Annotated in this window: 15 protein-coding genes and 3 tRNA genes; 8 read left to right on the top strand and 10 right to left on the bottom strand. The window is 66.0% G+C overall.

The window, feature by feature from the left end; translation table 11 throughout:
* Positions 1-107: 107 nt before the first annotated feature.
* The 7 genes from AB1I47_RS04865 to AB1I47_RS04835 form a co-directional block, all read right to left on the bottom strand.
* Entirely contained in the window at positions 108-2,129 is a 2,022-nt protein-coding gene (locus AB1I47_RS04865; protein ID WP_354682635.1) for a sigma-54-dependent Fis family transcriptional regulator, read from the bottom strand.
* Positions 2,130-2,502: 373 nt separating this feature from the next.
* The gene (locus tag AB1I47_RS04860; protein ID WP_354682634.1) at positions 2,503-3,777 is read right to left on the bottom strand and encodes a hypothetical protein; all 1,275 of its coding nucleotides are present in this window, start codon (positions 3,775-3,777) and stop codon (positions 2,503-2,505) included.
* A gap of 308 nt (positions 3,778-4,085) precedes the next feature.
* Positions 4,086-4,160: transfer RNA gene (locus AB1I47_RS04855), tRNA-Thr, on the bottom strand.
* A gap of 31 nt (positions 4,161-4,191) precedes the next feature.
* Positions 4,192-4,267 (bottom strand) — tRNA-Gly (locus AB1I47_RS04850).
* A gap of 4 nt (positions 4,268-4,271) precedes the next feature.
* Positions 4,272-4,347 (bottom strand) — tRNA-Asn (locus tag AB1I47_RS04845).
* A gap of 178 nt (positions 4,348-4,525) precedes the next feature.
* A complete protein-coding gene (locus AB1I47_RS04840; protein WP_354682633.1) occupies positions 4,526-10,075 on the bottom strand; it encodes an AAA domain-containing protein in 5,550 nt (1,849 codons plus the stop codon).
* A complete protein-coding gene (locus AB1I47_RS04835) occupies positions 10,072-11,277 on the bottom strand; it encodes a M48 family metalloprotease (protein WP_354682632.1) in 1,206 nt (401 codons plus the stop codon). The genes AB1I47_RS04840 and AB1I47_RS04835 overlap by 4 nt, the downstream gene beginning before the upstream one ends.
* 160 nt (positions 11,278-11,437) lie before the next feature.
* On the opposite strand from AB1I47_RS04835, the gene AB1I47_RS04830 reads away from it, so the two are divergent.
* A complete protein-coding gene (locus AB1I47_RS04830; RefSeq protein ID WP_354682631.1) occupies positions 11,438-11,878 on the top strand; it encodes a hypothetical protein in 441 nt (146 codons plus the stop codon).
* Positions 11,879-12,000: 122 nt separating this feature from the next.
* Here the strand turns inward: AB1I47_RS04830 and AB1I47_RS04825 are convergent, their stop codons facing one another.
* Complete coding sequence (locus tag AB1I47_RS04825) at positions 12,001-12,249, bottom strand: hypothetical protein (RefSeq protein WP_354682667.1); 249 nt, start codon at positions 12,247-12,249, stop codon at positions 12,001-12,003.
* 117 nt (positions 12,250-12,366) lie between these two features.
* Here AB1I47_RS04825 and AB1I47_RS04820 point away from each other — a divergent pair, with 117 nt between their 5' ends.
* The 4 genes from AB1I47_RS04820 to AB1I47_RS04805 all read left to right on the top strand — a co-directional run bounded on the left by AB1I47_RS04820 (position 12,367) and on the right by AB1I47_RS04805 (position 16,758).
* A complete protein-coding gene (locus AB1I47_RS04820; protein WP_354682630.1) occupies positions 12,367-13,749 on the top strand; it encodes an MFS transporter in 1,383 nt (460 codons plus the stop codon).
* 130 nt (positions 13,750-13,879) lie between these two features.
* Positions 13,880-14,974 (top strand): AmmeMemoRadiSam system radical SAM enzyme, encoded by a 1,095-nt coding sequence (gene amrS / locus AB1I47_RS04815; protein WP_354682629.1) that lies wholly within the window; start codon positions 13,880-13,882, stop codon positions 14,972-14,974.
* A gap of 19 nt (positions 14,975-14,993) precedes the next feature.
* Entirely contained in the window at positions 14,994-16,013 is a 1,020-nt protein-coding gene (locus AB1I47_RS04810; RefSeq protein ID WP_354682628.1) for a TGS domain-containing protein, read from the top strand.
* A 253-nt stretch (positions 16,014-16,266) separates the two neighbouring features.
* Positions 16,267-16,758 carry a polyhydroxyalkanoate granule-associated phasin gene (locus tag AB1I47_RS04805; protein ID WP_354682627.1) on the top strand — a complete coding sequence of 164 codons (492 nt, stop codon included), beginning with the start codon at positions 16,267-16,269 and terminating at the stop codon, positions 16,756-16,758.
* Between the two features lie 442 nt (positions 16,759-17,200).
* On the opposite strand, the gene AB1I47_RS04800 is transcribed toward AB1I47_RS04805, so the two are convergent.
* Together AB1I47_RS04800 and AB1I47_RS04795 are read right to left on the bottom strand one after the other, a co-directional pair.
* Positions 17,201-17,524: a hypothetical protein gene (locus AB1I47_RS04800; protein WP_354682626.1), complete on the bottom strand. Its 324-nt coding sequence runs from the start codon at positions 17,522-17,524 to the stop codon at positions 17,201-17,203.
* Between the two features lie 61 nt (positions 17,525-17,585).
* The gene (locus AB1I47_RS04795) at positions 17,586-18,713 is read right to left on the bottom strand and encodes a S1C family serine protease (RefSeq protein ID WP_354682625.1); all 1,128 of its coding nucleotides are present in this window, start codon (positions 18,711-18,713) and stop codon (positions 17,586-17,588) included.
* Positions 18,714-18,868: 155 nt separating this feature from the next.
* Here AB1I47_RS04795 and AB1I47_RS04790 point away from each other — a divergent pair, with 155 nt between their 5' ends.
* Genes AB1I47_RS04790 through AB1I47_RS04780 form a run of 3 tightly spaced genes read left to right on the top strand, consistent with a single transcriptional unit; the run spans position 18,869 to position 20,716 of the window.
* On the top strand, positions 18,869-19,453 hold the full coding sequence (locus AB1I47_RS04790; protein WP_354682624.1) for a TetR/AcrR family transcriptional regulator: 585 nt from the start codon (positions 18,869-18,871) through the stop codon (positions 19,451-19,453).
* A 54-nt stretch (positions 19,454-19,507) separates the two neighbouring features.
* A complete protein-coding gene (locus AB1I47_RS04785; RefSeq protein WP_354682623.1) occupies positions 19,508-19,729 on the top strand; it encodes a DUF2798 domain-containing protein in 222 nt (73 codons plus the stop codon).
* Between the two features lie 30 nt (positions 19,730-19,759).
* The gene (locus tag AB1I47_RS04780) at positions 19,760-20,716 is read left to right on the top strand and encodes an alpha/beta fold hydrolase (protein ID WP_354682622.1); all 957 of its coding nucleotides are present in this window, start codon (positions 19,760-19,762) and stop codon (positions 20,714-20,716) included.
* The last annotated feature ends 193 nt before the right edge of the window (positions 20,717-20,909 follow it).

Here is a 20,909-nt window from a genome sequence, read left to right as displayed (position 1 = left end):
TGCGCCGGTCTATTGCTGCGATACAGCACGAGGCCGATGAGCGCTGGCGCCGGCCACTTGAGGCACCAGGGTGAGATGGCTTGCCTCGTACGGTGAGACACCGTGCCTCATTTGGTCTCGTCCGCCTGAGACAAGGACGCGGATTCCGGCGATGATGTCGGGCCCGGATAGGCGATCTTGTATCTCGCCATCTTGCGGTAAATGGTTGCCCGGCTCATGCGCAGCGCTTTGGCGGCTTCCTTGACGCGCCAGTGGTGGCAGGCGAGCGTCTGGACGATGTGCTCGCGTTCGAGAAGCTCACTGGGGCGAAGGTCCGCGGCCTGCGCGGCCACCGGCGGGATCGGCGGTTGCGGTGACGCCATGACGGCGTTGTCGCCGCGCAGATAGTCGGGAAGGTCTTCGACAGCAATGACGCCCCGGGTTGCGCCCAGCGCGCATGCGTACCGCAAGGCCATGCGCAGCTGGCGCACGTTCCCTGGCCATCGATAGCGGCGGATGCACGCCGTCGCTGCATCGGACAGCACCGGCCGGCTACCGTGCGCTTCGGCTTCGGCCGCCAGGAAAAACGCGACAAGCTCGTCAAGATCGGTGCGCTCGCGCAGCGCGGGCAGCGCAAACACAGCGCCGGTCAGGCGGTAGTAGAGATCTTCCCGGAAGGTACCATCGGCAACCATGCGCGCAAGATCCCGGTGGGTGGCGCAGATAAGGTTGATATCGATCCGCACCGGTTGCTCGGACCCCAGCGGTACCAGCTCGTTTTCCGAGAGCACGCGAAGGAGCCGCGTCTGCAGCGGTAAAGCCATGTCGCCGATCTCATCGAGAAACAGCGTGCCTCCGTCCGCCTGGCGTATTTTTCCCTTGAGGCCTTTGCGCTTCGCGCCGGTGAACGCGCCTTCAGCGTAACCGAACAGCTCGCTTTCGATCAGCGTATCCGGGATCGCCGCACAGTTCACGGCGACAAACGGCTGCGACGCACGCAGCGATCCGCGATGTACGGCGAGCGCGAACGCCTCCTTGCCCGTTCCCGTCTCGCCTTGCAGCAGCATGGGAATGCGCCGGTCGACGATCTGCAGCGCGCGGGCGAGGTGCGATGAGATTCGGGCGTCCCCTGTGACGAGATGTTGGCTGGCGATGGCGCCCGAGGCCGGTGCGGCGTGCATGGTGGCCGGGTGTTCCGGTAACAGCGATATCGTGCGCATGGCGCGGCGCGGCGGGCGCAGTTTTGCAAAGAAGCGCCCTGCCCCGCGCGTCAGGCGCAACGGGAACATCTCCGGGCCGTTGGTCAGGTCGATAACCTGTCCGGCGTTCAGGTCGAACAGATGCTGGATATTCTGCGGAATCCTGGTATATAGCGCGCTCAGCGTGCTTTGGGTTTGCCGGTTCATCGATACGATGGTCCCGGCATCGTCGAATGAAATCAGTAATTCGGGGTACAGGCTCAGATAGTCCTGGCTGCGGTGCAGGTACAGCGTCCACAGGTCCGTGGCATCGTGCAGCAGGTAGGCGTTCTCGATCATTTCCGCAGCCTGGCAAACCCAGCCATAGATCAGCGCTTGCGAGTCGCGGTTTTCGCTGCTGCGCACGGCCGATACGTCGAGTACGCCGGCCAGCTCACCGGATGGCAAGAAAATGGGTGCCGCAGTACAGGTCAGGCATGTGAAAGCTGCCCTGAAGTGATCCTCGGTGTGGACGGTAATGGGTTCCTGGTCGGCCAGGACGCAGGCCACTCCACTGGTGCCTTCGGCATCTTCCGTGAAATAGCGGCCGTGATATAGCCCGTGCTGCCGATATTCCTTGCGGCGGTCGTCCTGCCCGCGAAAATAGATCAGGGCACCGTCCGTATCGGCAACCAGCACGCAATAGCCCGCTGTGCCGACGACGCCGTGCAAGCGCTCCACCACCGGGCCAGAGAAGCGCAGCAGGGCTTCGGCACTGTTGCGTCTGTCCTTCAGCTCCGCGGCGCTGATCACGCGCGGGCCGGAGGTATTTCCGGGGTCCAGCCGGAAGGTATTGAGCGAGCGGGCCCACGAGCGAAACAGGCGCGATTGCGTGTCCGCCGGGCAGGATGAAGCTGTGTCGACCGCGGATGACACACGTCGCGCGTGCTGCAATGCATAAGATTGCGTCATGTCAGCTTCCTCAACAGGCGTAAATCCTGAATGCCGTGCGTTAGTGTCGTCCAGAGGAGATGGGCCGCGTACCGGGCCGAAACGATGCGGCGCCGCACTGCCGTGCGGCACGCATTTTTAACACATCCCGACCCGCCGATCACACTGCAATGCAACACAGCGGCGGCCCGGAAGCGGAGGATTTTTTTGACATTGCTCACGCCAGGCTGCTGCGAGCGGGCGGCATGTCAGAGCGGCAACGTGGGTGCAGCGGGCCGGCGGCGAGGATGTCTACGCCGCGTCTGCCCAGGCTTCGCACTTCAAGGTCGGTTCGAAATGCGCAGAGGCGCGCGTCTGCCACTGCTGGACAGACGCGCGCCCCGATCCAACCAGCTTACTTGGCGCAAGCGAGGTTGACAGTGAGGCCGCCCCAGTCGGTGGCCTGGTTGTTGTCAACCTGTACCTGCAGCTTGTCGCTGTGGTTGACGGTTCCGGACGGCACTTCCTCCGAACAGATCTGCTGGCCGTTGGTGATCTTGCAGCTCAGGTCGCCGATCGGCGTGATGGTCGCCGAAGCGCCGGATCCCGTTACCTTATGCACCGAAATGTCCAGCGTCCCCTGCACCTTGCCGAGCGTGGTGGCAGTCAGCGTGACACGGCTGCAGTCGTAGGGAATCATGACGCCGAAGTCAGACGGCAGGGGAACCGCACCGCCGGCGCCGGTCATGGCATAGCGGCCGCGGCTGAGCGTGTCCGGCACGTTGAAGTTGCCGTTGTAGACGGTGCCTGTCGTCATGGTCACGCCCGTGGTCGGCCACTTGCCGTCCTGCTTGGGGCCGTACATCGTCGAGGTCGAGGTGTCGAAATAGAAGTCGCCATCAACACCGAGCGAGTCACTCGGCGCACCGCTGCCGTACAGGATATGCCCGCCACTGCCGCCGGTGCCCCCCGTGCCCCCGGTACCACCGGTACCGCCATTGCCGCCCGTCTGGCCGACCAGCGAGATCCCGGCAGGCCACACATCATTGGCCTTGGGCCCATACAGGGTCCAGGTGCTGGTGTCGAGGTAGAAGTCGCCATTGTTGCCGACGCTGTTGTCCGGAGCGCCGGTGCCTGAAAGGATGGTGCCGCCGCCCGACGATCCCGTGCCGCCACCCAGCTGGACGCCCGGCGGCCACGTGCCGTCCGCCTTGGGCCCGAACAGGGTCGAGGTAGAGGTATTGATGTAGTAGTCGCCGTTGTTGCCGACGCCGTCGGTCGGATCGACCGAGCCGGACAGGATGGTGTTGCCGGCCGTGCCGGTATTGCCGGTACCTCCCTGGGTGCCGGTTCCACCCGTCGGGCCGGCCAGCGAAGTCCCTGCCGGCCACACGCCGTTTGCCTTGGGCCCGAACATCATCCAGGTGACGGTATTCAGGTAATAGTCGCCGTCTTTACCGACCTCGGGACCCGGATCGGTGGTGCCTGACAGCAAGGCGCTGCTGCTCGCCGTGCCGTTGGTCGGCGTCGTTGGCGTTCCCGTCCCAGTTTCCGTCCCCGTCCCCGCTGCCGCGCCCGGTCCTGCCGCGGCGGCAGGCGTCGAGTCACCGCCCCCGCCCCCGCAACCGGCTACCGTGATGATCAGGCAGGCGAGCGGCACGGCCGCCAGCTTCATATGGATTTGTTTCATGGTGGACCCCCTTCCCCAGGCTTTTTCTCGGTACGTAAAGGTCGCTGGCGATGGAAGCGCCAACGATGAGGTCAATCTAGCTGGCGGAATTGGAATGGAGAATCGGCCCGATGGACGACCTACGAATTTGGGGTAAAGCCACACTCTTCAGCCAAAAAGACCGGCAAAAGTATGTATAGAAAATGAAACGTGGCGTGGCGGATCAGGCCATTGGTGGCGGCAGGCGGGGGTTGCGATCTGAGCCAGGTGCATGCAGCCGCCGTCGATGGCGGGACCAGGCAAAGGATGCCGAAGCGAAGAATGGGGGATGGTGCCCATGGGCAGGATCGAACTGCCGACCTCTCCCTTACCAAGGGAGTGCTCTGCCACTGAGCCACATGGGCGTGCGCTCCGGCGCGAGTGCGCCGGAATATTTGGAGCGGGAGACGAGTCTCGAACTCGCGACCTCAACCTTGGCAAGGTTGCGCTCTACCAACTGAGCTACTCCCGCATGCTGGCTCCCCGACCTGGGCTCGAACCAGGGACCTGCGGATTAACAGTCCGTCGCTCTACCGACTGAGCTATCAGGGAATCGCCGTTCAGCGAAGCGCGGATTCTACAACAACTTGGTGGCGCTTTGGAAGTGGCTGGCATGAGCGATGCCAGCGCCGCAGTGCGCGATGCGTTGGTGGAGACGTTGCGGCGCGGGTTGCGGCGGGAGCCGGCCTGAGCTGCGCTGTCCACGATGCCGCCCCGCACGCCGCAGCGCTTAATCGTCCACGCCCTCCTCCACATAGCCCTTGCGCAGCTTCTCCGCCACCAGCTTGTCCATCTCGCGCCGGGCCCGCTCGGCGCTGTCGAACGCCTTCACGCCGGTCTGTCCCGCGCTGCCGATGCGGCCGAAGGTGACGGAAAGCTCAGCCCCGCGCACGCTGGCGCGCCAGAACTTGCGCGACGTGCCCTGCTCGAAGCGCAGCGACCGCACCAGCTCCGTCTGCGCCGTCGATGCCGCCGCCGCGTCCGTGCGGCCTTCCGTCGATGCGGTTGACGCAGCGCTCTGCACGGCGGCCGGTTTCGTCAGCGGCGCCGGCATCCCGATCTCCACGTCCAGCGCGCGATCCTCGCCGTCGGCCAGCATGGCCTCGATGCGGGCCAGCACCGCGTCGCGGTCGTCGAGCCAGTCCTTGCCGGGGATGTCCAGCACCCGCCAGCCGAAGCCGCGCAGGATGCCGGGGCGGAACACATAGCGCTCGGCGGTGTCCGTCACCACCTCGGACGGCGCATCGAGCAGGATCGCCAGCGCGTAGCCTTGCCCCGACGGAGCGGCGATGGCCAGGTCGCAGCGGAACTGCGAGCGGCCGACATTGGCGTGCACCTGGTGGCCGCGCGCCCGCAGCGCCCCGGCCAGTGCGTCGCGGATGCTGTCCGGCGTTGGCTCGCGCGTGAAGGCGTCGCGTGCGCCGGGGTTCAGCGCGCCGAGCACCGCCTGGGCGCGCTCGAACTGGCCGCGCGCGCTGGCCTGCGCGAACTGCAGGAACGCACGCAACGCGGCCGCGCCGTCGTTGTGCACGTTGGTGATAGCCTCGGCCTGGATCGTCGACACCACCGCCATCCGATGGCGCGCGCGGCTGAAGATCACGTTCAGCCGCTTCTCGCCCCCGCGCTGGTTGATCGGGCCGAAGTTCATCAGCATCTTGCCGTCCGGTCCCGGCGCGTAGCAGATGCTCAGGATGATCACGTCGCGCTCGTCGCCCTGCACGTTCTCCAGGTTCTTGACGAACAGCCCGTTGAACTGGTCGTCGTCCTCGCGCACGTACTCGCGCTCGAGGCGCATCGCGAAGTCCGCGTCCTCGGCGGACAGCGCCTCCAGCGCGGACTCGATGGCGCCCTGCTGCGCCTCGGAAAACGCGACGATGCCCAGGCTCAGCCCGGTCTCGCGGCGCAGCAGCTCGCGCACGGTCCGGGCGATGTAGCTCGCCTCCGGCGCATTGCGGCGGTCCGCGTAGACGCCGTCGGCCAGCCGGTGGAAGCTGACCGGCCGCGCCAGCAGCGCGTCGGCGCCGGCGATGCCGGCATCCTGCTGGTCCGAGCGCAGCGGCGCCGCCTCGTCCTCGGCCTGTTCCAGCACGCGGTCGGGAATGGTGACGAGGCGCCCGTCGTAGAAGGCGGCGTTGGAGAAGCTGATCAGCGACTCGTGACGGCTGCGGTAGTGCCACGCCAGCAGCGTCGCGGGCAGGTTGCGCGCGGCCTGGTTCAGCAGGCTGTCCGAATCGAGGTTGATGGCGATGCGTTCGCCCTCCTCTTCCACGACGATCTCGTCCTCGCCCTCGGCGCCGCCGGCCGTGAAGAAGCTCGTCGGCGGCAGCTGCATCTCGTCGCCGACCACCACCACCTGGCGTGCACGGCTCAGCGCCGGCACGGCTTCCTCGGTGGGAATCTGGCTGGCTTCGTCGAAGATCACCACGTCGAACAGGTCCGGCGACAGCGGCAGCGTGTCGGACACCGACAACGGACTCATCAGCCAGATCGGCTTCAGGTCGTTGATGACGAGACCGGTCTCGTCGTCGGACAGGTCGCGGATCGAGCGGTGGCGCATGCTCTTGCCGAACTCATGCTCCAGTTCGCGGCGGCCCGTGGCGTATTGCTTCTTGAACGTCTTGCCGTCGGCGTCCAGCATCGTGGCCGACAGCGAGGACACGCGCACATGCTCGGCGAACTGCTTGTGGCGCGTGGCGCGCACCACCTGGGCGTTCAGCGCGAGCAGCTCGCGCTGACTCTGCGCCACGGCGCGCGCGGCCTGCGCCAGCGCCGCGCCGCCGAAGCGCGCCACGATCGGATTCTCGCGCGCGAGACGGCGCAGCGCCTCGTCGGCGACCAGCGCCTCCAGTTGCGCCGGCGCATGGTCGAGCCACTGCAGCGTGGCGGCGCAGGCGGGGTCGCCCGCATGCACCGCGCGCAACAGCGGCAACAGGTCGGGCAAGTCGTCCAGCGCCTCGCGCAGGTCGCGCAGCAGTTCGGCGATATCGCCGAGGCGCGCGTCGGTGGCCAGCACCAGCCCGTCGCGCACGCGCTGCGCGAGCTTCTCCAGCGCCTCGCGCGCACCGGCCTCGGCGCGCGCCGCCCCGACCGGATCGACGGCCTGGCGCAGGTGCGCGACCAGTTCGCGCGGGCCTGCGCCCGACTGCAGGCGCTGCTCGAGTTCGCCGAGCGCGCGCAGGAAGGCCTGCATCTCGCTGACGCCGTAGCGCCGGCGGCTGTCGGCATCGGCCGCCGCCAGCGCGGCGCTCGCGGCGTGCTCGGCGGCCAGCGCTGCCAGCACCTTGCCGTAGCCCGGATGGACGGCGTGCTTGCCAAAGTCGTAGCGGCGCTTCAGTTCGCCGCGCAGCCGCCACCAGGCGGGCTGCAGCCAGCGCGCGAACGACGGCTCCAGCCGCCGCGCGAGCGCCAGCGCCGATTCGGTATCGCCGGGGCTCAGCTTGTCCTGCCAGTTCGACGTTGCGGCTTGCGCGCCGGCGAGTGCCTGCGCGCGCCGCTCCAGGTCCGCGCGGACCTCGCGCAGCGCGGCTTGCGCCGGCGAGGCCGGATCGAGCAGGTCCAGATGCGCGGCGAGGCCTGTGTCGAGCAGCCACTGGCTGTCGGCCGCAATCGCGCGTGCCAGTTCCAGCGTGGTGTCCTGGCCGGTCAGGCTCGCGGTATTGTCGAGCAGCGGGTCGAGCGCATCGAACAGCGCCTCGGCGTCATGGCAAAGCTGCTCGGCGCGGCCATAGGCGCGCTCGTCGGCCAGCAGTTGCGGGGACAGGCGCGCGAACGGATGCGCGGCCAGGCTGTCCAGGCCGAACCGCTCGCGCATCGCGCGATGCACCCGGTGCGCGAGATCGCGCTGGCGGTCCCATGCGGCCAGCGCCGGCAGGCGTTCGCGCAGTGCAGGCCCTGCCTCGGGCACAGCGGGCAACGCGGCCACGCGGCGCAGCAACGCGCGCACGCTGTCGCCGAGCGCCTCGGGCGCGCTGGCCATCGCCGACTCGAATGCGTCGATGCGATGCTGGTATGCGGCCAGCGCCTCGGCCACCTGCGTGCGGCGCGCAGCCAGCGCGTCGCCATCGTGCGGCTGCGCGATCCACTGCTCGTAGCAGACGCGCAGGTCGGCAATAAAGGCCTTCTTGTCGGTCTGCGAATCGTGGATCAGGGAGCACAGCGAGTCCAGCCCGCTTTGCTTGAGCCGGTGGAACACCACATCGAGCGCGGCGCGCTTCTCGCAGACGAACAGCACGCGCTTGCCGCGTCCGGCGTAGTCGGCGATCAGGTTGGTGATGGTCTGCGACTTGCCCGTGCCCGGCGGGCCCTGGATGATAAAGCTGCGCTGGCTGCGCGCGAGGCCGACCGCGGCGTTCTGCGTCGCATCGGCCGCCACCACGTTCCACTGCTCGGCCGGTGCGAGCGGCGCGGGCGCTTGCGTCTCCACGTCGCGCGGCTCGATCGAGAACACGCGGTCGAACGCCGGATTGGCGCCAGGCTCGTCGAGTAGCTGCGCGTAGTCGCGCACCAGCGACATCTTGCGGTAGTTGAAGTTGGCGAGCGTCACCTGCGTCAGGTCGAGGTCCCAGGCATAGCGGTGGCCTTCGGACTCCTCGAGCACGTAGCCCTGGCGCTCATCGCTTTCCGCGGCGGCGGGGCCGCTCATGTGTGGCTGGCGCGGACCGGCGCCCGGTGCGGCGCCCGCCTCGAAGCGCTGCGGCAGCTCGCTCGGCCGCACCCAGTGCTCGAACAGCGCGCGTCCCAGCGGCCGGTAGTCGTCCTGCGCATAGCTGTACGGCGGCAGCCAGCCACCGGTGCGCGCGGTGGCCGTCCCCGGCTTGCGGCGCTGGAACTGCTGCATCCGCTGCAGCGCTTTCTGCCGCACCAGCCGCACCGCGGCCTTGTCCACCAGGCGCAGCTCCACCGACGGCTCCGAGCGGCGGATCTGCGCGAGGATGCCGGCATGGATCTCCTCGAGCGAGGTCTTGCCGAGATCCACGGTCTCGTCCAGCCGGATGTCGTACAGCTGGCTCAGGTAGTGGCGCAGCACCGGGTTGAACTCGGCCTCGCCGCCCGCGCACTGGATCACATACTGGTCGCGCACGCCCTTGCGCTTGACCAGTTCCACCGGCAGCCACAGCAGCGGCGTCACGATGCGCTCGTCCGGCGCCTCCTTCAGGTTGTGCCAGCGCAGGAACGCCACCACCAGGCGCAGGTTGCTGAAGCCGTACTCGGCACGGTCGCGGCGGGTCTCGGCGATCAGGCGGTCCAGCGACGCCGGCAGGTAGGGCTGGTCCTCGAAGCGCAGCCAGTGCTGCAGCGACACCGGCTTGCCCGCCACCAGGTCGGCCGCGAACGGTCCGCCCCAGGTGCAGATATGCTCGGGCCGCACGCTTTCGATCTGCAGCATCAGCGGCACGCTGGCCACGGTCACGTTGACGGTGGCCGCGGTCGGCCGGAAGTGCAGCAGGCGGTTGCGCCGCGACAGATCGAAGAGGCGGTCGCGCAGATGCGTGAGCACGGCGGCGCGGCGCGGCGCGGCGCCGGTCGTGCCGGCCAGTGCGCGTTCGACGTCCAGGCCCAGCGGCTGGTCACGCCATGTGCGCAGCCGGGTCGCCAGCGCTGCGACATCGGTGGCGCGGTCGTGGCGGTTGATCTCGGTCATTTCGACGATCACCGCGGCGACGATCGGATGCAACCGCTCGTGCATCAGGAACAGGTTGCGGCGTTGCGCCACGAAACTGCGCAGGTCGTCCTCGTCGGCGAAGTCCAGGCCGCAGGCCAGGCTGGCGAGCACCATGCCCAGCAGGAAGACGTCGCCGATCTCGTCGTGGTGGCCGACCAGCCGTTCCCAGCTGGCCGGGCCGGGCAGGTAGACCGGGCGCTTGACGGGCGCGGCAGCGTCAAGCTGCAGCGCCAGGTCGGTCTGGTCGCGCTCTCCGTCGTCGGCGTGGCCGAGCTGCAGCGCGCCAACGATGTTCAGGCCCGAGGCCGGATGCGGCTGCACGCGATGCACCGCGCCGATGTCCATCACGGGCGCGTCGCCATCGGGCCGCCGCAGGCGCAGCCCGCCGTCCTCGTCCACCAGGATGCTGTCGGGATCGAGCGTGGCCACCCTGCCCTGCGCGTGCAGCGCCGCGACCTGTGCAAACAGCGGCAGCATCAGCACCAGGACGTCGTCGGTGGACAGCGCCGCGCCCGCCTGCGCGTCGATCAGGGCGCGCAGCGTGCCGGGCTCGCGCCGCTCCCTGCTGCCGGTCGTACCGGGAATCGGGCTCGTGCCGTGGGTCGTGCTGTCAGTCATGCCCGGCCCTCCCTGGCCCGTTGGCGGTGAAGTTGGCGCTGGAAACGATCGCGTTCACGCTTGCCGAAGCCGGCGTCGCGGCGCAGGTTGCCTTGCAGCGCTTCCAGGCTGCCGAGCGCCTGCGCCACCTCACCGGCGCGCAGCAGCGCCGCGTCCTGCTGGTCGGCGTCGGCGAGCGCCAGGTCCATCATCAGCGCGTTGAGGTAGCCGCGCACGCTGTCGTCGGCCACGTCCGGGCCCAACCCCTCGGGACCGATCGCCGCTTCGTCGTCGCGCCAGTCGGGGAACATCATCCGCACCTGCGCAAGCACCGCCTCGCTCGCCAGCGCCGTGCCGGCAAGGAAGTGGGCGAGGAAGCCGCGCGTCAGTGCCTGCAGGCGGACCTGTCCCGGCAGGTCCAGCTTCTCCAGCGCCAGCGGGCCATGCAGGCGGGTTTCGATCCACGGATCGAGATCGGCCGCCCCGTCCCACCACAGCGCCAGCGCGCGGGCCCGGATAAAGGTTTCGGGATGGCTGTGGGCGGCGCTCGCGCCCGCTTCGAGGGATTCGATCTCGGCCGCCTGGCGCAGGTAGGCGGCGGCGTCCACGCTGCCCATGCCGGTCTGCACCTTGACCAGCGTCGACACCGCCGGCGCCACCGCACCCGCGGCCACGGCGCCGCCGCGGTCGGCGAACAGCTCGGTGTGCAGCGCGTAGCGGCGCCAGGTCTCGCGATGGCTGGCGCTGGCGCCCGGCGCGGCCAGCGCGTCGTTCAGGATGCGGTCGGCCACCAGGAACTGGCCGTCGTCGCGTGACCACAGCAGGTAGTGCGCCAGTTCGTGGCCGAACACCGCCAGCAGCTCCGGCGGCGCCAACCGTTCCAGCAGCGGCCCCTGCAGGACGATGTGGACCTCGCCCGGCACGTAGACCAGCGAGGCGTTCATGTCCCGGCCCGGAGACTGGTAGAGCGTCGCGCGCGCCTCGATGCCAAGCCGCGCCATCGCCTCGGCCAGCGCCGCGTGCACGTCGGCATGCGCGTCGGCCTCGATGCGGTAGGTATCGCGCAGCAGCATCGAGCGCAAGGCCTCGCGGTGATCGGCGCCGGTCGCGCGGGTGCTGGCCCAGCGCCAGACCTCGGGCTCGTGGCGACGCAGGTAGTCGACCACCGCTGCGTGATAGGCCAGCGGCACCAGAGCGCTGCGATCCGGGGCTTGAGAGTCCATGCGGGACGTTCCTGGGGTTGGGTGGGTGCCGATTTTACAGGGCCTGACCCAACAGGGGACCGTCCGCCGAGCCCTGCCAGACCGACGGCCCCGCCGCTCGCCGCTCCATGTAGACTCCTGCATCGTTGCATTGCCGACCATTCCCTATAGGAGCAAGAACATGATTCGCCAACCACTTCGTACGCTGTGCCTGACCGTGCTGCTGGCCGCAGCAACCACGCCGGCACTGGCCGATGACCTGAAAAACGCCGCCGGCGGCGGCCTGGGCGGGGCCGCGGGCGCGGCCGTCGGCGGCGCACTGGGCGGCAGCACGGGTGCCGTGATCGGCGGTGCGGTAGGCGGTGGCGCGGGCGGCGCGGTGACCGCCAACAAAAAGGAACGAACTGGCGCCATCGTCGGCGGCGCGCTGGGTGGCGGCGCTGGCGCTGCGGCCGGCAATGCCATGGGCGGCAGGACCGGCGGCATCGTCGGCGCCGCGGCGGGTGGTGCAGCGGGTTCAGCGCTGGGTGGCAATGTGTCGCGCAACAACTATGCCGATGACCACAAGAAGGGCAATCGCGGCAAGCACAAGGGCCGCAAGAAACATCGTCACGACGACTGAGCGAGGCAACGCGCGATGGCGCCGTCATTCAGGCGTGTGGGCCATCGCGTGCTTGACCCGAAACCTCGCTTACACTTGGCCTCACTCGCCATTTCACAACCCAGCACTGAGCGGTGCGACCGCTACTCGCTCCCTTTCACCGCCTTCTTCGTCGCGTGATAGCCTCGCTTTGTCGTGTCGGCAACGGCGTGACCGGCCCCTTTCGCACCATGGCCTATTGCGCGCGCGGCATCGCGCACGGCGTGCCCGGTCTGTTTTCCTGCGGTCTTGACACCTTGCTTGAACGCCCGGGCATCCGAAGCCAGGCTCGCGTGCGCCGACGAACTGAGCGCGGCAAGCACGAATGCCATGATCGAGATTCTCGTCTTCATCATTCCAACTTCAAGTGGGGGTCGAGGGGAGTATTGTAGCGGGGCTGCCAGGCGAGGCTTAACGTGCGGCATTCCAGCTTGCCCGGCTGAAGCGGCGCCGGATCGTGGAGGAACGACATGACCATACCTCAGACGCGTGACCAGGCGCGCGCGCCCTCCGCCCTGGGCGCCGACGTACGGCCGCGCGAAGTATGGGCCTGGGCCATGTACGACTTTGCCAATTCAGGCTACACCACGGTGGTGATCACCGCGCTGTTCAATGCCTACTTCGTCGCCGTGGTGGCCGGCAATGCCCAGTGGGCCACGCTGGCCTGGACCGCGGCACTTTCCCTTTCCTATGCGCTGGTGGTGCTGAGCGCCCCGCTCGTTGGCGCCTATGCCGATCTGCGCGCTGCCAAGAAGCCACTGCTCGCGGTGACGACGGCCGGTTGTGTAGTGTTCACCGCCCTGCTCTACTTCGCGCAGCCCGGCACCCTTGGCCTGGCCATCCTGTGCGTGGTCCTGTCCAACTTCTTCTTCGGCAGCGGGGAAAACCTGATCGCCGCGTTCCTGCCATCGCTCTCCACCGCCCGCGCGCTAGGCAGGGTATCGGGCTGGGGCTGGAGCCTTGGCTATATCGGGGGCCTGGCCACGCTGGGCGCCTGCCTGCTCTACGTCAACTGGGCCACCGCACGCGGCCACGGGGCCAGCCAGTTCGTGCCGGTCACCATGCTGATCACCGCGGCCATTTTTGCGCTGGCGAGCCTGCCGACCTTCCTGCTGCTGCGCGACCGCGCGGCGCCACAGATCGCTGCAGCCGCTGGCGAACAGGCGGTTGGCATGGCCTGGGCCAAGGTATGGCAACGCCTCGGCCACCTGCGCCAGTTCAAGGACTTGCGCCGCTTCCTGCTGTGCACGCTGTTCTACCAGGCCGGGATCCAGGCGGTGATCACGCTGACCGCCATCTACGCCAACCAGGCCATGGGCTTCACCATGCAGCAGACCCTGATGCTGGTGCTGGTGGTCAACCTGACGGCGGCTGCCGGCGCCTTTCTGTTTGGCCCGGTGCAGGACCGCATCGGCCACGTGCGCGCCATTGCGCTGACGCTGCTGGGCTGGATCCTGACCATCCTGCTGGCGCGCGCCGCGCGCGAAGCGCCGCTGTTCTGGCTTGCCGCCAATGTGGCCGGCCTGTGCCTGGGCGCTTCCCAGTCCGCCGGGCGGGCCATGGTGGGGCTGCTGGCCCCGCCCTCGCGCGCGGCGGAGTTCTTCGGCCTGTGGGGCCTGGCGGTCAAGCTGGCCTCGATCGCCGGGCCGCTGACCTATGGCATGGCGAGCTGGCTGACGGGCGGCGATCACCGGCAGGCGCTGTTGGTCACCGGCAGCTACTTCGTCGTCGGGCTGGCCCTGCTGTTCGGGGTCAACACGGCACGGGGCCGGCGGGCTGCCTTGCGTGCCGAGCGAAACGTGGAGCTGGAAACCGGCTACGGCGCCACTACCGCCGGACCCGCTGGGCAGTAGCAACGCCGCCTGCGGACTAGAATGAAATTACCCTTTGGCGTTCCGGACGCCGAGACTCTGGCGTTTTTGGCCCAATGGCCAGGCTGCCGCGCGTAACCTGTCTCAAAACGCGTTTCAGGAGGGATATGCCATGACGGCATTCGACAAGCCCTCTCCGGGAACGTATCCCGGCCGCTACTGGCATTTGCTGGACGACGGCCGCATGCAGTGCGACCTGTGCCCGCGCCACTGCCGCCTGCATGACGAGCAGCGCGGCGCCTGCTTCGTGCGCCAGCGGCTTGGCGATGGGATGCTGCTGACCGCCTATGGCCGCTCCTCGGGCTTCTGCATCGACCCCATCGAAAAGAAGCCGCTCAACCACTTCTACCCCGGCAGCGCCGTGCTGTCGTTCGGCACCGCCGGCTGCAACCTGGCCTGCAAGTTCTGCCAGAACTGGGACATCAGCAAATCACGCGAGATGGAGACCCTGGCCGCCACGGCCATGCCCGACGCCATCGCCGAAGCGGCGGCGGCCCATGACTGCAAGAGCGTGGCTTTTACCTATAACGACCCGGTGATTTTCGCCGAATATGCGATGGACGTTGCCGATGCCTGCCATGACCTGGGCGTGCTGGCGGTGGCGGTGACCGCCGGGTATATGGGCGAGCAGGCACGACGCGATTTCTACACCAGGATGGACGCCGCAAACGTCGACCTGAAAGGCTTTACCGACGCGTTCTATGTTGCCTGCACCGGCGCGCATTTGCAGCCGGTGCTCGATACGCTGCTGTACCTGAAGCACGAAACGAAGGTCTGGTTCGAGATCACCACGCTGCTGATCCCGGGAAAGAACGACAGCGATGAGGAGATCCGCGCGGAGGCCCAGTGGATCGCGAAAGAACTGGGCACCGACATCCCGCTGCACTTCACGGGATTTCATCCCGACTACAAGATGCGCGACGTACCGCCGACGCCGTTCGCCACGCTCGCGCGTGCCCGCAAGATCGCGCTCGCGGAGGGACTGCGGTATGTGTACACCGGCAATGTCCACGACACGGAAGGCGCAACCACCTACTGCCCCGCCTGCCATGCGCCGCTGATCGTGCGCGACTGGCATGCCATCGACAGCTATCGCCTCACGCCCACGGGAACCTGCCCCGACTGCTTTGCGCCGGTTGCCGGTCGTTTCGGGCAGTTCGAGCATCACTTCGGGCGGCGGCGGATCCCTGTCCACATCGGAACGTAGTTGCAGCGCTGACGGCCCCATGCCAGCAAACCTCACTCCCGAGTACAAGCATGCCGAACAAGCCTACCGGCTGGCACGCCAGCCGCGCGAGCAGCTCGAATGCCTGAAGGAGATGCTCCGCGTCATCCCGAAACACAAGGGGACGGAGCGCCTGCAAGCCGATATCAAGTCGCGCATTAGGGAACTCAGCCACGAATCCGCGGGCCACGGGAAAGCGGCTCACCGAGGGCCCTCACATGCGGTGCATCCGGAGGGCGCTGCCCAGCTCTGCCTGATCGGCCCGCCCGGCGCGGGCAAATCCACCCTGCACGAGCGGCTGACAGGGTCGGGCAGCGAGGCCGGCCCCTACCCTCACCCCACCCGGTTGCCGGTGCCCGGCATGTTGCCGTTCGAGGACATCAATTTTCAGCTGGTGGACCTGCCTTCTGTATCCGCCGAATTCATGCAACCCGGGCTCACCGACATCTTGCGCATGGCAGACGGCGTGCTGCTCGTGGTTGACCTGAGCGCGCCTGACTGTACAGAACGGCTGTCGCTGATTCTGCAGCGGCTCGGCGAGGCAAAAATCCACCTGTCGGAGCGCTGGCCGGGTCACGCCGACAGCCCCGTGGCGCCGGCGGAGCCGGAGGCGGCTGACCCGTTCAGTGTCCACCTCCCTACGCTGCTGCTGGCCAACAAGACCGATCTCGCCAGCCCGGAAGACGCAGCCGTGCTGGAAGACCTGCTCGGTGTCCGCTTTCCGGCACTCGCAACCTCGGCAACCCGTGGGAGCGGACTGGCCGAGATCGGGCCGTTCCTGTTCAGCGCTCTGGGCATCGTGCGTGTCTACACCAAGGCACCCGGGAAACCCGTCGACCAGAGTCGGCCTTTTACGATGCGGCGCGGCGACATCGTCATGGATGTCGCCCAGCGGGTGCACCCTGATCTCGCGCGTACGTTCAAGTTCGCGCGCATCTGGGGGAGTGGCAAGTTCAGCGGGCAGCAAGTGGGCGCTGGTCATCTGGTTGACGATCGGGACGTGGTGGAACTGCATTCGTAGGGGCGGAGCTGTCCTGGCGGAAGGAGTCCGCCCCGGATTCTCGCCTGTCGCCCACGCAGCAGGGCGCTGTCGCAACGGACAAGGAATATGTTGCAGTGCAGCATGCAGGCGACTATGCTTGAACCGATTGCCGAGACACAAAGCACCATGAATGCGAGTGCGCTCACCGTATTTGTCGCCGGCTCTGATTGCGATTCTCACCCTGTCCGTTTGTCAGATGCCCGTATAAGCGGACATCCAAGGAAAATATTACGTGCCTTCCCCCACCCTGTCCCAGCCTGTCATTGACGTTTCTACTAACTGGTCGCGCCTCTTCAGTGAAATGTGCGAATTGCTGGAAGCGACGATGCAAGTCGTCAGCGTACGCACAACACGCATGGCAATAGCGGGTCCGTCGCCTGATGAGCAGGACCGGCGCGAATTCAGCCTCATGAGCGTTGAAAAGGGCGAGGCTGCATCGGAATCGATCCTTGCGATGCACTCTGGATTGATGAATCTGACCATGGTGCTCGCAAAGGACACCAACGCTCATCTCTGGGCGACATCCGCTGCAGTGACGACGCTGGTGTCGAGTCGTTCGGCCACGCAATGGTTCGAATGCCAGACCGAACTCTTGAGGTTTGCCACTGACTTCCCCGCGCATCCCCTGCAATTGGTCAGTTCCGCGACATCCCTGATGCAAGAAATCCTGGCGCCGATTCACAACCGTGCGACAGCAAATGCGAGACGCCTGGCGGCGCCATGAGCGCCACCGCGCCCGCGCGGTTACGAGCCGTCACGCGTTAATCCATTGGCTAAAAAAGCGACACGACCGTCCTTCCGTACATACAAGCCTGAAAACGACAGCACCACGTTCAGTTCATCCAGGCACCAACGAAATCCGCCGCTGTCACGAGCGGCGTGGTTGTTGGGTTGCCCGCTTGTCGTCGATATCCATGTGCCAGGGCCCATAAGGGCACCCCAATGTGTTAAGTCGTGAATGGCCTAAACCTCCGTAGTGTCCAGATGAGTCCATAGGAGTTGACGTCTCCGTGCGATTCCCGGATGGGCAGGGACATCACTCTGCTGTGGAGGCATCTTCCTTCAGTCGACCTCCGGCATCGTCTGCGTATGGCGAGGATCCTGCCGACGGTACGGTTGATCGAATATCCAACGCACCCGACATCTGTTCGACAGCTTGCGCGATGTCATCGGGCACCGCGTAGTGGACCATATGACCCGCTCCTGGCGTGACCATCAACTTGCTCTCGGGCAGCGCGATGCAGCCGGGCCGAATGCGATTCGACGTCGATAATCTTGTCCCCTGCCCCCGCTATCAGGGTCACCGGCACGTCCAGCCCGGAGTAAAGATCGCGAAACTTCGCGGCCGCTGGGATCATCAATGCAGCTTCCTCCGCCGTCGCCTTGATTTGCGATGGCCGCAACAGCAAGAAATACGCCGCGCGCGCGTGACCAGCCTTTTCCCCCAATACCTCTGAAACAAGTTGGCCATGCGTCTTTCGTTCCTGCATCGTCGTCTTCGATTACTGTCTTGACGCAGAGCGACTGCACCCGATGGAACGAGGGTGAGTGCTAGACCCCCGGTTGCAAGGTGACCGTGACATCGCGCTGCGTGCCGTTTCGTTCCACCGACAAGCGTATGGCCTGACCGACCCTATAGTCCGACAGCCGTGCCATCAGCTGCCCGACCGATCCGACCGGCTTGTCTTCCACCGCAGTGATGACGTCACCCGGCACAAAGGCGCCATCGGGCGCAATCCTCGCGCCGACCAGGCCGGCAGCAGCGGCGGCAGAGCCGGGCGGCACCTGCAGCACGAAGACGCCGGGCCGGCCGGTCAGCTGCACCAGCGTCTGGTTAGCCCGCTCATCCACCCCGATGCCCAGGGTCGGCCGGACAAATTTGCCGCTCTTGATGAGTTGCGGGACGACAGTGATGACCGTGTCGACCGGCACAGCGAAGCCGATGCCAGCCGAGGCGCCGCTCGGGCTGTAGATGGCGGTGTTGATGCCGATCAGCCGGCCGGCGGAATCCAGCAGCGGGCCGCCGGAATTGCCGGGGTTGATGGCGGCGTCGGTCTGGATCAGGTGCTCGATGGACGGCCCGCTCTCGGATGGCAGCGAGCGGTCCAGCGCGGAAACAATGCCGGAGGTCAACGTCCAGTCCAGGCCGAAAGGATTCCCGATGGCGAACACCTTCTGCCCTACCTTGAGGTCTGCACTGGTGCCAAGGGGCACGGGCCGTGGCCGCTTCATGTTCACGCCGATGCGCAGGACCGCGATGTCGTGGCCCGGAGAAGCGCCAATCAGTACCGCCCTGAAGGTGCGCCCGTCTGCCAGCTTCACGGTCGCTTCGCTGGCGCCTTCGATGACATGGAAATTCGTGATGACGTGGCCCGCGTCGTCCCAGATAAAGCCTGAGCCACTGCCGCGCGGAATCGCGAAGATGTCGCGCGTCCAGAAGTCCATCACCTCTGCCTTCGTGGTGATGAATACCACCGAACCACGCGACTTCTCGAAGATCTCGATGGTGGTTTGCTCCTCGCCGGCAAGCTCACCGCGGGCGGTGACCACGCGGGGTGTCAATTCCGGTGAGGACCTGCCGAACCAGCTCGAATAATCCGGGACGCCCCATATAAGCAAGTACAGCACACCGGCCACCAGGGCGAACCAGAACAACCTGACAAGGAAACGATTGCGCATCGTACAGCCCCTGTGAAGTGAAGGAATTGGCTCCGCGTAGCATCCCACAGAGACCCGGCGCGCTGGCAAGCGATGCCAATGCCACAAAGGGAAGCAAGGGCCACCCAGGAAGGATGACCTTGACAAAAATACCGATTGGTATATTCTGAGTTCCTATGAATAAAGCTCAGCGAACCCGCCAGTTCATCGTCGAGAAGACAGCCCCGATCTTCAACACCAAGGGCTATGCCGGCACGTCCCTGGCCGATCTGACGGAGGCCACCGGGCTGACGAAGGGCAGCGTCTACGGCAACTTCGCCAACAAGGAGGAAGTGGCCCTGGCCGCTTTCGATCACAACTGGAAGCTGGCGCAGGGCGCGGTTCGGGCCGTAATGGCCAGTAGAGAAACCAGCACGGAGAAGCTGCTCGCCTTGACAGGCGTGTACGAAAACCTCCCTGTGGATTTTCCGGAAGGCGGATGTCCCCTGCTCAATACCGCCATTGAAGCCGACGACACTCACCCGGCGCTACGCGAGAAAGCCAGGGAGGCTTTTCAGGGGTGGAACACGAATCTGGTCACGGTCATCCAGGCAGGGATTGCTTCGCAGGAATTCCGAAAAGACGTCGATGCCGGGCAGACTGCCGTCACGCTGATTGCATTGATTGAGGGCGCCATCATGATCTCTCGCCTAACGGGCAACGCCGGCTACAGGAAGGCCGTGATGTCGGCGGTAAAAAAGACCATCATCGATCTGGCGTGATTTTTTTTGACCAAGAATATACCAATTGGTATTTTATTTTCAAAGGAAGTAGCCATGAGCTTGCAACTGAAACGGAAAGTCGCCTTCGCCCTGTCAATGGGAGTCGTGACGACGGGGATCATTTCTTTCGCGCTCCTTGCTCTGAATCTCGGATTCTCGGAAGGATTTGCCCTGATGTGGCTGCGTTCCTGGGGTGTCGGATACGTGATCGCCATTCCCGCCATTCTGCTGGTCGGTCCGCGTCTGCAAGCGCAGGTCGATCGCCTGATTCACTGATCCGCAGGCCCGCCTCAAGGAACCACTGACATGTCCAGGCCATTGCTACAGCGGCTGCTTATCTCCCTTATCGTTCTCGGCGCATGGATGGCGTCGGGATGTGCCCATCACGCCCACAAGCAGGTACAGAAAGCCGAGACCGGATTCGTCGATATCGACGAGGGTATCTCGCTCAGAAGGATGGTCGTGCACAACCCTGCCCCGAAAGGGACAGTTCTTCTTCTGCACGGATTCCCGGAGACCCTGTACGCCTGGAAGGACATTGCCCTGGCTCTGGGCGATGACTACGAAGTACACGCCATCGACTGGCCCGGCTACGGTCTCTCATCCCGACCGACGGCCGACAAGTTTTCCTATGCGCCCAGAGACTACGCCCGTGTCCTGAAGGCGTATATCCGCAAGGCCGGCATCGACACGTCGAAGCTCACGATCTACGCAACGGATATCGGAGCGTTGCCAGCGCTTTTGCTGGCTCTGGACGAACCGGGCATTGCCAGGACGATGATCGTGGGCGACTTCGCTCCGCTCAACCGACCTCAATACATGTATGAGAGCCTGCAGAGCCTGAAGTCGCAACCGTCGGCGGAGCTGGCTCGTGCTCAGCTGAACAAGAATCGCGAGGATGTTCTCAAGAATGCCTACAGGCGCGGCTTGCCCAGGGAAGCGCAGTTCGACATATCCCGCGAACTCGAGGACGACATGGCGCGCGGATGGAGCCACGGCGAGATGACGTCAGCGGACGCCTTCTATCACTACTACTCGCACTTCACGCGGGATCAGGAGTATTTCGAGTCGAACCTGGGCCGCCTCAAAACGCCTGTCAAGGTGGTCTGGGGTGAGAAAGATATCTATATCAAAAAGGAAATGGGCATCGAGTTCGCCGGGAAGGCTCATGCAGAGCTCACCCTTCTTCCTGGAATCGGTCATTACCCGCACCTGCAGAACCCGCAGCAAACCATTGAAGAGATTCGCGCCTCATTCCGTTGATCACGCATTGCGTGCGGCCTCAGTAGCGATGTCAACAAGGGATTCGGTTACGCGGCCCTCATGCAAACGCGGCCGCAAACCTCGCTCTACTGGCTCACAGATACGGGCACGTCGAGCGGACGGATCTACTGGGAAACCAGTGTCGCCCCGCCAAAGAACGCCCCATCACCGTTACCGCGGCAGTGACCATTTT

Origin of the sequence: Cupriavidus necator (assembly GCF_040578825.1) — a bacterium.
In the GTDB taxonomy this organism is placed as follows: domain Bacteria; phylum Pseudomonadota; class Gammaproteobacteria; order Burkholderiales; family Burkholderiaceae; genus Cupriavidus; species Cupriavidus necator_E.
Note: the sequence above shows the minus strand (reverse complement) of the source record. Positions and strands in the feature narration are given on the sequence as shown.

Excerpts from the sequence above, each read along its gene's own strand:
- AB1I47_RS04790 (WP_354682624.1), top strand. The coding sequence starts at position 18,869 with ATGAATAAAGCTCAGCGAACCCGCCAGTTCATCGTCGAGAAGACAGCC.
- AB1I47_RS04780 (WP_354682622.1), top strand. The coding sequence starts at position 19,760 with ATGTCCAGGCCATTGCTACAGCGGCTGCTTATCTCCCTTATCGTTCTC.
- AB1I47_RS04810 (WP_354682628.1), top strand. The coding sequence starts at position 14,994 with ATGCCAGCAAACCTCACTCCCGAGTACAAGCATGCCGAACAAGCCTAC.
- AB1I47_RS04785 (WP_354682623.1), top strand. The coding sequence starts at position 19,508 with ATGAGCTTGCAACTGAAACGGAAAGTCGCCTTCGCCCTGTCAATGGGA.
- AB1I47_RS04800 (WP_354682626.1), bottom strand. The coding sequence starts at position 17,524 with ATGCAGGAACGAAAGACGCATGGCCAACTTGTTTCAGAGGTATTGGGG.
- AB1I47_RS04820 (WP_354682630.1), top strand. The coding sequence starts at position 12,367 with ATGACCATACCTCAGACGCGTGACCAGGCGCGCGCGCCCTCCGCCCTG.
- AB1I47_RS04795 (WP_354682625.1), bottom strand. The coding sequence starts at position 18,713 with ATGCGCAATCGTTTCCTTGTCAGGTTGTTCTGGTTCGCCCTGGTGGCC.
- AB1I47_RS04865 (WP_354682635.1), bottom strand. The coding sequence starts at position 2,129 with ATGACGCAATCTTATGCATTGCAGCACGCGCGACGTGTGTCATCCGCG.
- AB1I47_RS04860 (WP_354682634.1), bottom strand. The coding sequence starts at position 3,777 with ATGAAACAAATCCATATGAAGCTGGCGGCCGTGCCGCTCGCCTGCCTG.
- AB1I47_RS04825 (WP_354682667.1), bottom strand. The coding sequence starts at position 12,249 with ATGAAGACGAGAATCTCGATCATGGCATTCGTGCTTGCCGCGCTCAGT.
- amrS (WP_354682629.1), top strand. The coding sequence starts at position 13,880 with ATGACGGCATTCGACAAGCCCTCTCCGGGAACGTATCCCGGCCGCTAC.
- AB1I47_RS04840 (WP_354682633.1), bottom strand. The coding sequence starts at position 10,075 with ATGACTGACAGCACGACCCACGGCACGAGCCCGATTCCCGGTACGACC.
- AB1I47_RS04830 (WP_354682631.1), top strand. The coding sequence starts at position 11,438 with ATGATTCGCCAACCACTTCGTACGCTGTGCCTGACCGTGCTGCTGGCC.
- AB1I47_RS04835 (WP_354682632.1), bottom strand. The coding sequence starts at position 11,277 with ATGGACTCTCAAGCCCCGGATCGCAGCGCTCTGGTGCCGCTGGCCTAT.